This is a genomic window from Streptococcus handemini, from assembly GCF_040984445.1.
In the GTDB taxonomy this organism is placed as follows: domain Bacteria; phylum Bacillota; class Bacilli; order Lactobacillales; family Streptococcaceae; genus Streptococcus; species Streptococcus handemini.
This window is the reverse complement of sequence record NZ_JBFRYH010000003.1, coordinates 45,542-61,561: the sequence shown is the minus strand read 5'-3', so window position 1 is coordinate 61,561 and position 16,020 is coordinate 45,542. Positions and strand designations below refer to the sequence as shown.

Here is a 16,020-nt window from a genome sequence, read left to right as displayed (position 1 = left end):
TTATATTCTGGTTGTTCTTTATGAAGCATAGCTCTTATCCTCCTCATATGAGATACTTTCATTATACTCCTATTTATAAAGAAAAGCCCTTAGAAAATGAATTCTATGGACTTTGTCTTCAATCTGAAGCTCCTAAGTTAGGAGTTTCTTTTTTTACGATTTTTAACAATGAAGGACTTGAGGCGATGAAAAAATGACAACACATCTCCTGCTCTTGGGTCAAATGCTTCCACCTGCAAACTTTGCACCGTTGCATTCAAAACAGCTCCAATAATGAGAATATTGGCCAAAAAAATGAACCACAACATCAATACCAGAATCACAAGAGACGATACTAAACGAAAATCCAAGAGACGGTTGGTGTAGGAATCAATATAAATACCAAACAATTGTCCAACCGTTGCCATAACTCCTAAAACAAACAGGGAACCAGGTAAGACATAGCGAATTTTTCGAATTTGAACATTGGGCAGGAAAAAATAGAGCATGACCAATGCAAGAAAAAGCGCGATATAAGCAACTAATTGACCCTGATTGAGGAAATGATCAAACAGGGGATCAAAATGAAATTTGGACGACAGCAATTGGAGAAGAGTCTTACCAAAAGCTAGCATCATCATACTAAAAATAATAATGGCTTGGAGACCAATTCCTAAAAAAATGCCAACTGCTCGACTAATAATAAAATCCCGATGTTGATCAACATTATAGGCCTTGTTCACTGCTTTTTGGAGAGCTACCATACTCTTTGACAACGTCCATAGGGTAGTCGCAATGGCAATTCCTAGCCAAGACGAGGAAGGTTTCGTTAGAATACTCACAACCATCTCCGCCGCCGTCGGGTAGATTTGTTCTGGAAAAAAGTCTGCTAGAAAAGCTAAGATTTGCTCTACATCAATCTGTAAATAGGGTAAAAGATTGGCCAGGGTCAACAGAATCGGAAAAATCGAGATAATTAAGTAATAGGCAACGGCTACACCTGTCAAATCCATTTCTGCTGCTTGATAAAAGGACAAAAAGGAGGTTCCAAATGACTTACAGTTGCTCCATAGCTTCTTTCTGTTCATCCTTCCTCCTTTTCCCTACTTAAAATTAGTAACTTCTTTCTTCTCCTTGACTGGTTAAAATCACAGGACCGTCTTTAGTAATCACAAATTGGTGTTCGTATTGGCAAGACAAGCCGCCGTCTAAGGTTTTATGCGCCCAACCTGTCTTTTCATCGGTATCAATTTCCCAGGTACCTGTATTGATCATCGGTTCAATCGTTAGGACCATCCCTTCACGCAATCGAAGACCACGTCCTCTACGTCCATAGTGAGGCACCATTGGCTCTTCATGCATGGTTGGTCCAACACCATGACCGACCAAGTCACGTACGACACCATAGCCTTTGCTCTCAGCATATTCTTGAATCGCAGCACCAATATCGCCAATACGGTTGCCAACAACTGCCTGTTCAATTCCTAGGTAAAGACACTCTTTGGTCACATCCATTAAGTCTTTCACTTCTTGGCTCACTTCTCCTACTGCATAGGCCCAACAAGAATCCGCTAGACCACCAGCGTATGGCTCAGTATAGGTTTTCATGAGAGCGACATTGTTAAAATCCAATTTAGAAACATCCACGATGCTCTTATCAAGCGGTTCACTCAAAACCATGTCAACCTTCAATAAATCACCTTCTTTTAACTTATAATGACGTGGAAAAGCATGAGCCACTTCATCATTCAAACCACAACAAGTCGCATAAGGATAATCCATCAAATGCCCCTCTACTCCAATTTGAAGAGGCAAAACATTTTCTTCCTTACACCGTCTGCGAACATATTCCTCTACTTCCCACATATCAAACCCTGGTTTAATCAGGTCACGCAAACCGATATGAATACTAGCAAGAATATCACCTGCTCGGTCCATTGCCTCAATTTCTCTTTGTGATTTAATCGTAATCATCTCATTCCTCTTCTAATAGTTTATACTGTGATGCAAGTAACTGAAACTCTACATACTCCCGCATTCTATGGCTATATCGGTCACTTCCCTTATACTGGCGGACCTTTTGAAAACCTGCTTTTTCTGCCACACGCTGACTCGCTATATTTTCTATATGAGTAATGACAGATACCTTCTGAAAACCCACATGGTGAATGGCTAGGTAAGCCAGTGTCTGAAGAGTTTCTGTCATCAATCCCTGTCCCCAAAAAGATTGCCTTAGAAAATACCCTATTTCAGCTTCCTTCTTTTTTTCCTCAATGTTTTCAAAGCGAATGCAACCAATCATCTGCCTACTTTCTTTCTCTTCGATTGCCCAAATTCCTAAGGGCAATTTCATAAAGATTTGGACGAGCAGATTGGTTGTCTCTGCCAAGTTCCTAGCACTCGGCATGAGATATTCTGTATTCAAGGGATTTGAAAGTATCGCATGCAAATCTTCTCTATCTTCATAAGAAAAGGGGCGAAGAAGCAGACGGTCTGTTTCAAAGTAGGCATATCTTGCAAGAGGTTCCCAAATCGTCATCTTTTCTTCCTTATCAAAAATGAGTGAGTACCAATCGGTCAGTTCCTTCTCGATTTTCCTCACTCACTCCTTTAGAGTAGCCATTTAGCCAAGTTAAGCAACAGCTTATTCTTCCACTAATTGAATATCTGCACCTAGATCTTGTAGTTTTTCAATAATATTGGAATAGCCTCGAAGGATAAACTCAATATTGGTAATTTCAGTACGACCTTCAGCCATCAATCCTGCAATGACCATCGTAGCGCCAGCTCGTAAATCCGTTGCTTTAACACGTGTACCATTCAACTTGTTTGGTCCTTGGTAGCTGATGCGACTTCCTAAAACACGAATATCGGCTCCCATATTAGCCAATTCTTGCACATGACCGACACGTTTCTCATAAATGGTGTCTGTAATCGTTCCTTTACCTTCCGCCTTGAGTAATAAGGGAGTAAGGGGTTGTTGCAAGTCTGTTGCAAATCCTGGATAAGGAGAGGTTTTGACACTAACAGCCTTCAGTCTATCTTGCTTTTCAACAAAAACACTATCTTCTGACACTGTCATCCGAACACCCATGGCCTCTAACTTAGCAATGAATGCCTCTAAATGTTCGTAGAGAACATTGTCAATCTGAATCCCTTCACCAACCGCAGCTGCAAGAGCAATATAGGTTCCTGCCTCAATCCGATCCGGAATGACTTGGTGACGCGTTCCATGCAGTTCTGTAACACCTTCAATCGTAATCACTTCTGTACCTGCTCCACGAACATGGGCACCCATATTGTTCAAAAGCGTTGCCACATCAATGATTTCTGGCTCACGGGCTGCATTTTCAATCACCGTACGGCCCTCCGCCTTAACTGCTGCTAGCATGGTATTAATCGTAGCACCAACGCTGACCGTATCCATAAAGATGTGCGCTCCTTGGATTCGTTTTCCATTCGTTGAAAGGTGCATATTCAGTCCTTCGTAGGTCATGGTTGCACCCATCGCTTCAAAAGCCTTTAAGTGTAAATCAATCGGACGTGGTCCCAAATCACAACCTCCTGGTAGTCCTACAATGGCTTGACCAAAACGACCGAGCAAGGAACCATAAAAATAATAGGAAGCACGTAAACTATTGATTTTACCAAAGGGCATAGGCACATCTTGAACACCACGAGGGTCAATTTCCAAGGAATCCCCGCTACGCTTGACACTCGCTCCCATCATCTCCACGATGTCAATAAGACTGTCAACATCTGAAATCTCTGGAACACCATCCAAGGTCACAATACCATCTGCTAAAATAATTGCTGGAATCAGAGCTACAACTGAATTTTTTGCTCCGCTGATAGTCACATTCCCCTTAAGAGGACGACCACCATTAATCACAATTTTTCTCATACTATACAAATCACTTTCTCGTTTTCGCCAAAAAAGGGCATACAGTTTATTGTATCACATCTTCTGTAAAATAGCTAGTTTAACAATTAGACGTCTATCAACTAGTCAATCTGTTACGCTCCGATAGCTACTGCTATCTACTCTTTTCATCTATTTTTACCCGTTCACTGTGAATTAAGAAAGGAGTGAGCTTCGTCATAACCGTATCCCACTCCTCTTTGTTAATTTTCTACTAGTTGTTTCAGCGCTTCCACCTTGTCCAAACGTTCCCATGGCAAATCAATGTCTGTCCGTCCCATGTGACCATATGCCGCTGTTTGGCGATAAATTGGTCGTTTCAAATCCAACATTTGGATAATGCCTGCTGGACGAAGGTCAAACAATTCTCGCACAGCTGCTTCGATACGATTTTCAGCAACGGTACTGGTTCCAAAGGTATCAATCCGTACAGAGACAGGATGAGCGACTCCAATCGCATAAGCGAGCTGAACTTCAGCTTTCTTGGCCAAACCTGCTGCTACGATATTTTTAGCAATGTAGCGGGCTGCATAGGAAGCTGAACGATCGACTTTTGTCGCATCTTTTCCAGAAAACGCACCACCACCATGACGGGAATAGCCCCCATACGTATCTACGATAATCTTACGACCTGTTAATCCAGAATCCCCTTGCGGACCACCGATGACAAATCGACCTGTCGGATTGATGAAATATTTGGTCTCCTCATCCAAATAACGGGCTGGAATAACTGTTTGAATCACCTGCTCGATGATGTCTTTGCGAATCGTTGCCTGACTTACTTCTGGGTCATGCTGGGTTGAAATAACGACTGTATCCACACGAATTGGTTGATCTTCTTCGTCATATTCAACGGTCACCTGACTCTTGGCATCTGGACGCAGATAGGGAATCGTTCCTGCCTTACGTAAATCTGCTAATTTCTTTACCAATTGGTGACTAAGTGAAATGGGCAATGGCATCAATTCCGGCGTTTCATCTACTGCAAAACCAAACATCAGTCCTTGATCCCCAGCTCCAATCTGATCCAGCGGATCTTGCTCATCATTGCCACGAACTTCCAGGGCTTCATTGACCCCTTGAGCAATATCAGGTGATTGCTCAACCAAAGACGGATGCACACCTACTGTTTCAGCTGAAAAACCATATTCCGTATTGGTATAGCCAATCTCTGCAATGGTATCCCGTACAACACGGTTAATATCAACATAAGCAGTGGTTGAAATTTCTCCAAATACATGGACAGAACCTGTATAAACAGCTGTTTCAGCTGCTACATGGGCGTCCCTATCCTGCTCTAAAATCGCATCTAAAATCGCATCGGAAATCTGATCCGCAATCTTATCCGGATGCCCCTCAGATACCGATTCAGAAGTGAAAAGTTTACGTTCTGACATCTTCATGTCCCCCTTTAAATAAAATGATCCTAGAAAAACAACTACTCGATGACCAACTCCCTACAACTGCAAACAAACGATATTTTCGCTTATGAATAGCAAGTAAAGCACTTAGCTTCAAAAATCTACTAGACCTTTGAAGGTTGGAGATAGAACTAACACAGTTAGTATCCTTAGCATCATAGCAGCTGCCGTAGAAAAAGTGTAACATAGGAGCTATTTTTCTTAGTTCAGTTACGACGACTGGGAAAGGAATTCGTTACTAAAACCTTTCTCAGTCTAGTAAGTTGGCTAGCTTAAAAGGTCTAGTAGACCTTTTAAGTTCGGAAATAAGACTAACGAAGTTAGTTGACCTTACTGCCGTACAATGACGTATGACTTTACTACTGACACTATTATCAAGCTACGACGGTTTCCCCAAACGAACGATATTTTCGCTTGGGGAAAGCTAGTAAGTCGCTTAGCTTCAAAGGTATGGGAGACCTTTGAAGGTTGGAAATAAGACTAACCAGGTTAGTCTCCTCTATTCAAGTAGCGGCTACCGTAGAAAAAGGTACAACGAAGGAGCCGTTTTCTCTAGTTCAGTTACGAAGATTGGAAAAGGAATTCGTTACTAAGACCTTTCCCAGTCTAGTAAGTTGGCTAGGCAGACCGCCTAATAGCGACTGCCGTACAATGACGCGTAGCCTTGCTACCGACATTGTTGCCAAGTTAAAAGTTACAAAGCACCGATTGTTTTCTTTTTGAGTAAACAATCGCCTTTTCGGGACTCATAACCCTTTCATTATATCATGTTTTCATTGAAAATTCAGGTTTTTTTAAAATAGTTTTTCGACTTTTTCTGCGCCTCTATTTCCAATCCTTATCCTAAATCTGCAAGATTTATCCTGGAGAGAAATATCCTAAAAGCTCTGCTTTAGGGATTGCTTCCTGCCTATTAGTAACACTTAGCTTTGAAAATACATTTGCCAAATGATTGGAAACAGTCCGTTTACTAAAAAATAATGTTTCACAAATCTCATCAATCGTTAAGCCATTTCTGACAGACTCTAACACTTCTATCTCTCGTTCAGACAAGATGTCCACGATTTCTTCTACCGAAAAATACTTTTATCAATAAAGGCATAAGCTCCCATCTTCTGTGCTCGATATTCATATTTTTTCCTGTACCCTATTAAAATAACAATTCCCGCGTCGTAAAATGAAGTGCAACATAAAAGACATGTTTATCTGTTATACTAAACGTTGCAAAATCCAGTATAGAAAGATGATAAACATGTCCACTTCTGATTGTGCCACCAAACGTTCTTATAAGCACCTGACAGCTGGTCAGAGAGGAAAGATTGCTCTCTTCCTAAAATAAGGAACTTCTAAAGGCGAAATTGCTCGCCAGCCAGGTGTTCATCACTCAACCATAACTCGTGAAATCAAGCGTGGTAAGGTCCAACAGATGAAAAAGTGAATGGAAAAAAGGACAAGCCCCTAGGGGAGACAGTAGAGATCCTGTGCCCATTTATTAGCATTTTATCAAAAATAGAGAGAGACGCAATAAGTAATTCGCGCATTCCCATATCAGCTCTAAGAAATCCTTACATCTTGTTGAACAAAACCAAGCTTGTTCTAGCATTGTCATTTTTCTCCTTTCAAAATGAGTAAAGCTGGGACTTGAGCCCAGCTTCTCTTATTTATTTTTCAGCGCACGTTGAAAATTTTTCCACAAGCCTAAATCATCTGTTTGGAGGATGAGACTGGAGTAGATTTTTCCAATATACCAAATGCTAGCTGCTGTTGTCCCAAGTAAAATGAGTAAAGAAAGGAGACCTTCAAGATAGGAGGCTTCTTCATGAATGAGACGAATCGGCATAAAAAACGGGGAAAAGAAAGGAATGTAGGACCCAATGGTGAGTAAAATATGTTCACCTTTTACTCCCAAGCTGATACTCATCAGCATGGCAACAACAACCAGTAAAACAAGGGGTTGAACTGCCTTGTTGACATCTTCCACACGTGTCACCAAGGCACCGCAAGCTGCCGAAAGGACAATGTAGAAAATCAATCCTAGTAACATAAAGAAGATTGTATAAACAGTTGAAGGCCGGAACAATAGCACCACCATTTCTTGCGATTGCTCTAAGAACCTCTGGACAAGCGGGAACTGACCAGCGACAAAGTAGGCAAGAAGGAAACCAACTACATAGATGGAAATATGAGTCAACACAACTGCCATAATCCCTAACATGCGTCCATAGAAGTAATTAGAGGCACGGACACTAGAGAAGATGACCTCCATAATCTTGGTTCCTTTTTCATTCGCAATATCCTGAGCTGTTGTGCTTGCATACACAATAAGTAGCATATAAAGAGCAATGGAGAGAACAAAAACTAAACCTTGTTGAAGTGTCTGAGTCAATTCTGTATTTTTTTCAATCACTTCATCATAGCTAATCTCTTGGGATAAGATTTTTTCTTGCTCCCCAGTCAACTGAGCTGCTTTCTGGTTCAAATCTGCCTGAAGTTTTTTCAAATCATCCAAGATAGATTGCTTAGCAAACTGATTCATACTTTCCTTACCATGATAAGCAGCATGCACTCGATCTTCTGCGACACCTAGCACGAGGTAGCCATCAATTTCTCCATCGTCTACCGCTTTTTGGGCAGCCGTTTGATCCAAATAATCAAAATTGTACTTGTTCTTATCCTCTCCTAGCGCTTGCTGAATCTCAGGACTGGTCGAAACGATTGGGATTGGTTCGGAAGATAATTGGGACATGCCGGCAAGAACACCCATTCCGACAGAGAATCCTAAAAAGATAAAGGGACTCAAGACCATAAACAAGAAACTCCATGATTTCACATGACGGAAATAGGTTTCTTTCATCACAATAAACAGTTGTTTCATAGGGCTACTCCTGATTCTAACTTGAAGATTTCATCAATCGTTGGGGCTTGTTGGTCAAAGGTTGACACATACTGTCCCTGAGTGAGAATATCAAATAAGGCTGGGCCTGATGATTCATCATCCAAGACTAGCCGCCAAGTACCCTGTTTGGTCCGACTGACACTGATCACATGGGGCAGAGCTTCCAATTCTTCCTGTATACGTTCACTGGCAACGAATAGCCGGGTCTTCCCATAGCTATTTCGAACCTCTTCAATGGTCCCTGCAACAACTACTTTCCCATCACGAATCATCAAAATATCATCACAGATTTCTTGGACATTGGTCATAACGTGATCTGAAAAAATAATGGTCGCTCCACGCTTTTTCTCCTCTAGAATCACTTGTTTCAGCAATTCTGTATTGACCGGATCAAGACCACTAAAAGGCTCGTCCAGAATAATCAAATCTGGTTGGTGCATCAGGGTAATCATCAACTGGATTTTCTGTTGATTTCCCTTTGATAGGCTTTTAATTTTATCGGTTGGATTTCCCTTGACCTGTAATTTTGCCATCCAAAGCGGCAATTGTTCCTTGATATAAGAAGTCGACAAGCCTTTCAAACTGGCCAAATAATGAACTTGATTGTAAACTGTTAATTTTGGCATGAGACTCCGCTCTTCTGGCAGATAACCAATTTTCTCATACGTTGCTTGTGAAATAGCTTGCCCATCAAAGCGAATCTGTCCTTCATAGTCTAAAAATTGCAAAATACTGTGAAAAATGGTTGTTTTTCCTGCACCATTTTTTCCAACAAGACCGACAATCCGTCCTTTTTCTGCTTGAAAATCGATCCCATGTAAAACAGCCTTGTCACCAAAACTTTTTCTCAATCCTACTACTTCTAACATCGAAACCTCCTTTTTGTATCACGATGCTCTGTAAGCATTTCCAAAATAATAACAACCTCATTATACTCCTATTCGATGCAAAATTCAACCAAAATTTGCTTTTTTTTTTTAGTTTAATTGAAAAATTGAGCTTTTTAGATCCAATCTGTCTGTGAAATCGCCTCTTTCACTTTATCAATTGACAGATGAACGAGTTCACATTCTTTTTCTTGATAGAGATAGGTGGCATAATCGTCTATGCGGTATTCGTTGATATAAACCACTCGTTTGCAGCCGACTTGAAGAAGCTGTTTGGAACAATTTAGACAGGGGAAATGCGTGACATAGGCTGTAAAACCTCTGGGAATCCCTCGCTCTGCCCCTTGTAAAATCGCATTGACCTCGGCATGCAAGGTTCGCACGCAATGTCCATCCACCACCAGACACTCCTGCTCTAAACAGTGCTCAGTTCCAGAAACAGAGCCGTTGTAGCCTGTTGCCACAACCTTATTCTCCTTGACCAAGACCGCGCCCACCTTTGCCCGTTTACAGGTTGCTCGATTGGCAATCAAGAGAGCTTGCGCCGCAAAATATTCATCCCATGCTAAGCGTTTTTCTGACATCTTCTAGCCTCCTCAGATATATTTTCCTTATTATACCATGTTTTTCAAAAAGGAGAGAGCTCAAAAAGCGAATAACAACAATCGACTCCCGATAGTACATCAAGCATCAAATCTCAGCTTTGGGGAACAAAAAAAAAGAATGAGCCTCTTACAGCCCATCCTCTGCTTTGTTCTATTATTTGGCCTCATACCATGTTTTGCCTGCATTTTCATCAGCAAGCAATGGAACGGAGAGGGAAATCGCTGATTCCATGACATCTTTCACCATAGAACGAATGATAGCCAATTCATCATTTGGCACTTCAAGAACAATCTCATCATGCACTTGTAAGAGCATGCGAGTGCGTAAACCAGCTTCTGTCATGGCCCTATCTAGGTTAATCATAGCCACTTTTAGTACATCCGCAGCTGAACCTTGAATCGGTGAATTGATAGCAGTTCGTTCGGCAAAGTTTCGCACATTAAAATTGCGAGAATTGATTTCAGGAATTTCACGACGGCGGTGGTAAATCGTCTCAACATAGCCCTTATCACGCGCCTCACGAACAATACGTTCCATATAGTTCTTAATGCCCGGGAAACGTTCAAAATAGGTATCAATATAGTTTTTCGCTTCCTTGCGGCTAATACCCAGATTATTGGACAGACCAAAGTCTGAAATGCCATAGACTACGCCAAAGTTGACAGCCTTAGCGTTTCGGCGATCATTTGCTGTCACATCTTCAGGCTTTTCAATGCCAAATACCCGCATGGCAGTCGAAGTATGAATATCAGCTCCTTGGCGAAAGGCTTCAATCAAATGTTCATCCTGCGAAATATGCGCCAAAATCCGTAATTCAATCTGGGAGTAATCCGAGCTCAGTAGGACACTATCTTCCCATTCTGGCACAAAGGCCTTGCGAATCAAGCGACCTTGCTCAAGTCGAACAGGGATATTTTGCAAGTTGGGGTCTGTACTAGAAAGGCGACCTGTCTGGGTCAAATCTTGCACATAGCGGGTACGGATTTTCCCGTCTTCCATAATGGATTCTTGAAGACCAATCACGTAAGTTGATTGCAACTTGGTAATCTGACGGTACTCGAGAATTTTTGACACAATCGGAGCAATCGGAGCCAGTCGTTCTAGCACATCTACTGCTGTGGAATAACCTGTCTTGGTCTTTTTGGTAAATTCAAGTGGCAATCCCATTTTTTCAAAGAGAATGACACCTAGTTGCTTAGGAGAGTTGATATTGAACTCCTCACCAGCCAAGTCATAAATGTCTTTTGTCAACTCTTCAATCAAGAGATCATTTTCAGCCTGCATGACTTTCAGAGTCTCAGCTTCGACCTTAATCCCTGTCATTTCCATCTTAGCAAGGACATTTGCAAGGGGCAACTCCATATCAAAGAGGAGGTCTGACTGCTGGTTTTCAGCCAATTTAGCCCGCATAATGGCTTCGGTCTCAACGAGAACGGCTAGTTTGTTAGCCAAGTGTTGATAGAGTCTTTCTAACTCAGGCATGGATCGTTTGGCACCTCTGCCATAGACAACTTCATCTGCATCTAAACTGTTCTGACCGTATAACTTAGCAATAGTTGCAATCTCATTGTCTTCTACCGTCGTGAGCAGATATTTAGCTAAACGACTATCAAAAGCTGCTAGTCCTAGGTCAATCCCATAATGGGAAAGCAAGACCTTGCTCCGTTTGAAATCGTAAGTTTTAATGGCTGTTCTTGTCAGAAAATCACGCAAGATATCTTGTGACAGGAGCTCTGCTCCTCCGACATAAATAGCCTGTTTATCTCCCCAAGCAAGACCGATAATGGGGTCTTTATGGTAATTGTCCCCAAAAATTTCAAAGTGGAAAAACTGGTCTTCATGAAGCATGTCTGTAGCAACCTGTTCAACTACTACAAAGTCGTTCTTGATAGCTGTCGGTGCTGTTGCCTCACCTCCTAGTTGGGAACGGAGCAATTTGAATCCCATATCCTCATAGAAGCGCGCCAATTGCTCAACATCTGCACCTTGATAAACAATATCTTCAAGACCAATGGTAATGGGCGCTTTCGTATCAATGGTCGCAAGTGTCCGTGATAGAAAGGCCTGCTCCTTATCCTGAATCAGATTGTCCTTCATCTTAGACTGCTTCATGCTGTCAATATGCTCGTAAATACCGTCTAATGATCCATATTCGGCCAAGAGTTTGAGTCCTGTTTTTTCACCAATCTTGGTCACACCAGGGATATTATCTGATTTATCTCCCATGAGTGCTTTTAAGTCGATAAACTGAGTCGGGGTGATGCCCATTTTTTCCATGAGATAGGCTGGGGTAAATTCCTCGAATTCGGCAACTCCTTTTTTGGAGATTTCAACAATGGTGTTTTCATCCGTTAATTGGATCAAGTCCTTATCACCACTGACAATGGTCACATCAAACGGTTCGCTACTTCCTTCTGCTAACTTATCCAAAGTCCCAATGATGTCATCTGCTTCATAGCGTTCCAAATCATAATGGCGAATACCCATGACCTCAAGCATTTGGCGAATGAAGGGAAACTGCTCTCGAAATTCATCCGGTGTTTTAGCACGTCCCGCCTTATAGGCCTCATACATCTCTGTACGGAAGGTTGTTTTCCCCGCATCAAAAGCGACCAATACATGAGTTGGCTGGATCCGCTTCATCATATGGTCCAGCATGAGATGAAAGCCGTAAATGGCATTGGTATGAAGGCCAGTCGGACTCTTAAACCGATCAATTTGATTGTAGAGTGCAAAAAAGGCACGAAAGGCTACAGATGAGCCGTCTATTAGTAATAATCTATTTTTTTTCATGTTTTTATTATATCATGTTCTTCCAGCCAAGAATAGAAAAAGGGAGTAGAATAATCTGCCAGATTATCTCACTCCTTTTTAATTTTATAGTTTGACGTTATATATTAACAGTCTAGTGGACTGTTGGCACCCTCCGATTACTCTCCAGACTTGAGGGCTTCAAGCATATCTAATTGACTCAACTGGCGGTGAACTAACCAGCCTAACAGGGTGAGTATTCCTAGCACGGCGACAATTGGAACAATATAGACATCAATGGATACAGTTGGAGCAAATAGGATAGCTGGGGAAGCAATGACAACCAGAAGCAGGCGATGTAAGAAGAATCCTGCACATAGACCTAAGACAATCCCCAAGGTTGATAGAATCATGGTTTCACGATAGATATAAAAGGTCACTTCACGGTCATAAAATCCCAAGACTTTAATGGTTGATAATTCCCGAATCCGCTCTGCCATATTGATGGTCGTCAAATTATAGAGAATGACAATTCCCAGTAAAATAGATAAGACAATCAAAATCAGCATGACAGATTGTAGGGACTGAACAATCGTTTCTAGTAAGGTAATTAGGGAGAGATTCTGCACGACCGCAACAACCCCTTTCATAGCTAGAAAATCACGTGCTACCTTCTCAACCGTCTTCTTATCTGACTTGTCTAAAATAACCAAATCTGCATTTGCATGATAAGCTTTTCCGCTTGCCCGCTGATAGGCAGCGTCCGACAAATAAATAAAGTGACCAGCATACATCTCAGTAATTCCAGCTACCTTCAGTGTCAGCTGTTCTTGCTGAACCTTCACCGTCAACCTATCTCCTACATCAACCTGATACAACTGAGCCAACTTCTGAGAGATAATTGCCCCTTCATCTGATAAGACTAGTCCTTGACCATTCTTAGAATCTCGTAAGGTAACAAAGGAAGACAGATCTTTTTCTGGACTGATAAAAAGGCTAATGGCAAGGGCGTCATCCTGACCTTCTATTGTTTCTGTTAAACCGTAGTAAGCAATCGGTAGGGTCTTTTGAATGGAAGGTGACCGCAACGCCTTTTCAAGCTCGACGTTATCTTCTTGACTGGCTCGACTTTGCTTGACAAGCACCAATTGATAATGCAAAAGTTCTTGAAATTGACGATCGATGACCCGCGAAATAGAAGAACGAATCCCTAAGCCAGCAAATAAGAGAGCGACTGAGCCTGCTACACCAATAATAGTCATGAGCATCCGTTTTTTATAACGTAGAATATTGCGAGCTGTCACTTTTTGAGTGAAACTCAAACGCTGCCAAACCATTGGAACATATTCCAAGAAAATCTTGGCTCCTGAAACAGGAGGCTTGGCGTGTAAGAGCTGAGCTGGGTTGTCTTTTAACTCCCTGCGTGCAACCCAATAGGTTGGCAACACAGAAGCAAGAAGAGAAAATAGGATTGCTAGAAGGTACCATTTCGGATAGAGAGAAAGACTGCTCTTCCCAATCACCGTCGTATCGGTAATAATTCGACTAATCATTGGAGCGAGGAAGAAATTCCCTAAGACAATCCCAACAATGGCTCCTGATAAACCAGAGGATAGACCATACACAAGAAATTTGATGATAATCTGTCGATTAGTGTAACCAAGGGCCTTAAAAATCCCGAGATTAGAGCGCTCTTCATCAACAAAACGCGTCATGGTCATAAAGGTTACAAGAGAAGCGACTAGATAAAGCACGACCGGAAAAATTGTCCCGACCGCAGAAATGCTCTTGGTACTACTATCATAATTGGCATAACCATTTCCACCAGGTAGGCTAGCTCGAGTATAGGTGCGGTATTCTGGTGTATCAAACCGAGCTAAGTCAGCCTGTGCAGTCTGTAATTCTCTACGCGATTGTAGCAACTCTTGCTCAATTTCCAAACGCCTCCGCTCAAAGGCACTTCTTGCTTCTTGGAGCGTCTTTTCTCCTCTCTCTAATTCTCCTTCTTTTTCTCTAAGATTTGCTCGGGCAGCAGCTAATTGATCTTGTCCTGATTCGTAGGCGATACGATTCGCCTCGTATTCAGCCAGACCAGTTTGATAGGTCGCTTCTCCTTCTTGATAGTTTGCCTGTCCTTCTTGATACTGACCCAGAGCGGCTTCGTATTGCTTTTTCCCCTCCTGATAGCGAGCCAATTCTTCTTCATATTGGATTTTTCCTAATTTATAAGCTGCCAATCCTTGTTGATAAACTTGTTGAGCAGCAGCAATATCACTTTCTAGCTGTTGCAAGTGTTGCTGAGCTGCTACCAGTTCAGGTAGTTCTGCTGGATTGTCTCCTGCGGCTATCGCAAAAGTGATTTGGTCTTGAATGGCTTGGGTTGCTCGTTCAAATTCTCCTTGGGCTGTTGCAATTTGAGCCGCTGCTTGATCCAATTCAGCACCTTTTGCGCTCAAACCAGCTCGCGCCTCACTCAGTTGCGTTTCGGCCTGTATCAGCCCTTTCCGATTCTCCTCTAAAGCCTTTCGACTAATTTCAAGCGGTCGTTGCGCAGCAGCTAACTGAGCGCGACTGTTGTCCAATTCTTCCTTAGCTTGGTCGAGTTGAGCTTTGGCTAATTCTAGTTCATCTGCCCGCAGTCCTAATTCCTCTTGTCCCTGCTCTAATTGAACCCGACCCTTGTTCAGTTCCTCTTCCTTTATGCCAAAGGTTTGCTGAGCTTCTCGGAGTCGCTGCTCAGCCTCCGTTATTTTTTGTTTCCCATCAGCAATCTTTGCCTGACCAGTTTTACGAATACTAGCCAGTCGCTCTTCCCCATTGTCCGCTAATATGCGATTCAATTCTTCTTGGTGAGACGTGATGTGTTGTTTATAGGCTGCTTGGTAATAGGGAACAGCTACCAAATCATCATAACGAATACGTGCCATCATGTACACTTCCGAATCAAAGGCCGCCTCATCCACAAAAGCATAGGCAGCTAACTGACCTGTTCCTGTACTAGCCGGTCCAAGATTGATTGTCCCCCAGATTTCTGCCGAATCCGCAAAACCTGTCACAATAAATTCTGTCTCTTTTAAAACCCTAGCCTGTTTATTGCCTTCTTGGACAGTAATGCGATCCCCAATCTGATATGTTCCTTTGAGATTGGTTGACAATAGCATTTCCTTGGCTGATTTAGGGGGCTTCCCCTCTTTTAGTTGGTAGCGTGAAATGGTTTTAGGAGTTGAAAACAAACGGATTGCTTCCTCCCCAGCCCCAATGGTCACATCCTTAAAGTAGGCATACTCAATCTGGGCACCTCTAATGCGATCTAGTTCTTTTTTGTCTGCTTGACTGATTCCTAAGTCTGACATCACAGCCAAATCCATCATCTGTCCTTGTTCAATATAGCGTTGCGCCGTTTTTTCCATATTCGGCGCTGCGACTTTCAAGCCAATAAAGGCCATGGACCCAATCAGCATTAAATTAAAAATCGAAAAGAATCGCCCCTTGGAAGACAGCAAGGATTGGCGAATCGTTTTCCAATAGATTTTCTTATTCATCTAGCTTTCCTTGTTT

General features: G+C 42.2%; 11 protein-coding genes and 1 pseudogene. 1 reads left to right on the top strand and 11 read right to left on the bottom strand.

Features of this window, described 5'->3' with window-relative positions; translation table 11 throughout:
- Positions 1 to 137: 137 nt before the first annotated feature.
- The 6 genes from ABPH35_RS01020 to ABPH35_RS00995 all read right to left on the bottom strand — a co-directional run bounded on the left by ABPH35_RS01020 (position 138) and on the right by ABPH35_RS00995 (position 6,375).
- Positions 138 to 1,067 (bottom strand): YihY/virulence factor BrkB family protein, encoded by a 930-nt coding sequence (locus tag ABPH35_RS01020; protein WP_349988453.1) that lies wholly within the window; start codon positions 1,065 to 1,067, stop codon positions 138 to 140.
- 25 nt (positions 1,068 to 1,092) lie between these two features.
- Positions 1,093 to 1,953 (bottom strand): methionyl aminopeptidase, encoded by an 861-nt coding sequence (locus ABPH35_RS01015; RefSeq protein WP_349988452.1) that lies wholly within the window; start codon positions 1,951 to 1,953, stop codon positions 1,093 to 1,095.
- A gap of 1 nt (position 1,954) precedes the next feature.
- Positions 1,955 to 2,518 carry a GNAT family N-acetyltransferase gene (locus ABPH35_RS01010; protein ID WP_349988451.1) on the bottom strand — a complete coding sequence of 188 codons (564 nt, stop codon included), beginning with the start codon at positions 2,516 to 2,518 and terminating at the stop codon, positions 1,955 to 1,957.
- A 105-nt stretch (positions 2,519 to 2,623) separates the two neighbouring features.
- A complete protein-coding gene (locus tag ABPH35_RS01005) occupies positions 2,624 to 3,883 on the bottom strand; it encodes a UDP-N-acetylglucosamine 1-carboxyvinyltransferase (protein ID WP_349988450.1) in 1,260 nt (419 codons plus the stop codon).
- Positions 3,884 to 4,104: 221 nt separating this feature from the next.
- Positions 4,105 to 5,298: a methionine adenosyltransferase gene (gene metK, locus ABPH35_RS01000; RefSeq protein ID WP_349988449.1), complete on the bottom strand. Its 1,194-nt coding sequence runs from the start codon at positions 5,296 to 5,298 to the stop codon at positions 4,105 to 4,107.
- 882 nt (positions 5,299 to 6,180) lie between these two features.
- Positions 6,181 to 6,375, bottom strand: coding sequence for a LuxR C-terminal-related transcriptional regulator (locus ABPH35_RS00995; RefSeq protein ID WP_368849476.1), 195 nt, complete (start codon positions 6,373 to 6,375; stop codon positions 6,181 to 6,183).
- A 295-nt stretch (positions 6,376 to 6,670) separates the two neighbouring features.
- Here ABPH35_RS00995 and ABPH35_RS10965 point away from each other — a divergent pair.
- Positions 6,671 to 6,760 (top strand): annotated as a pseudogene (locus ABPH35_RS10965) (hypothetical protein); the annotation flags it as partial.
- 219 nt (positions 6,761 to 6,979) lie between these two features.
- Here ABPH35_RS10965 and ABPH35_RS00990 read toward each other — a convergent pair.
- The 5 genes from ABPH35_RS00990 to ABPH35_RS00970 form a co-directional block, all read right to left on the bottom strand.
- Positions 6,980 to 8,197, bottom strand: a complete 1,218-nt coding sequence (locus tag ABPH35_RS00990) for an ABC transporter permease (protein WP_349988448.1) — start codon at positions 8,195 to 8,197, stop codon at positions 6,980 to 6,982.
- On the bottom strand, positions 8,194 to 9,087 hold the full coding sequence (locus ABPH35_RS00985) for an ABC transporter ATP-binding protein (protein WP_349988447.1): 894 nt from the start codon (positions 9,085 to 9,087) through the stop codon (positions 8,194 to 8,196). The genes ABPH35_RS00990 and ABPH35_RS00985 overlap by 4 nt, the downstream gene beginning before the upstream one ends.
- Positions 9,088 to 9,221: 134 nt before the next feature.
- A complete protein-coding gene (locus tag ABPH35_RS00980; RefSeq protein ID WP_349988446.1) occupies positions 9,222 to 9,689 on the bottom strand; it encodes a deoxycytidylate deaminase in 468 nt (155 codons plus the stop codon).
- Positions 9,690 to 9,864: 175 nt separating this feature from the next.
- On the bottom strand, positions 9,865 to 12,504 hold the full coding sequence (gene polA, locus ABPH35_RS00975) for a DNA polymerase I (protein ID WP_349988445.1): 2,640 nt from the start codon (positions 12,502 to 12,504) through the stop codon (positions 9,865 to 9,867).
- A 137-nt stretch (positions 12,505 to 12,641) separates the two neighbouring features.
- Positions 12,642 to 16,004: an FtsX-like permease family protein gene (locus ABPH35_RS00970; protein ID WP_349988444.1), complete on the bottom strand. Its 3,363-nt coding sequence runs from the start codon at positions 16,002 to 16,004 to the stop codon at positions 12,642 to 12,644.
- Positions 16,005 to 16,020 lie beyond the last annotated feature (16 nt).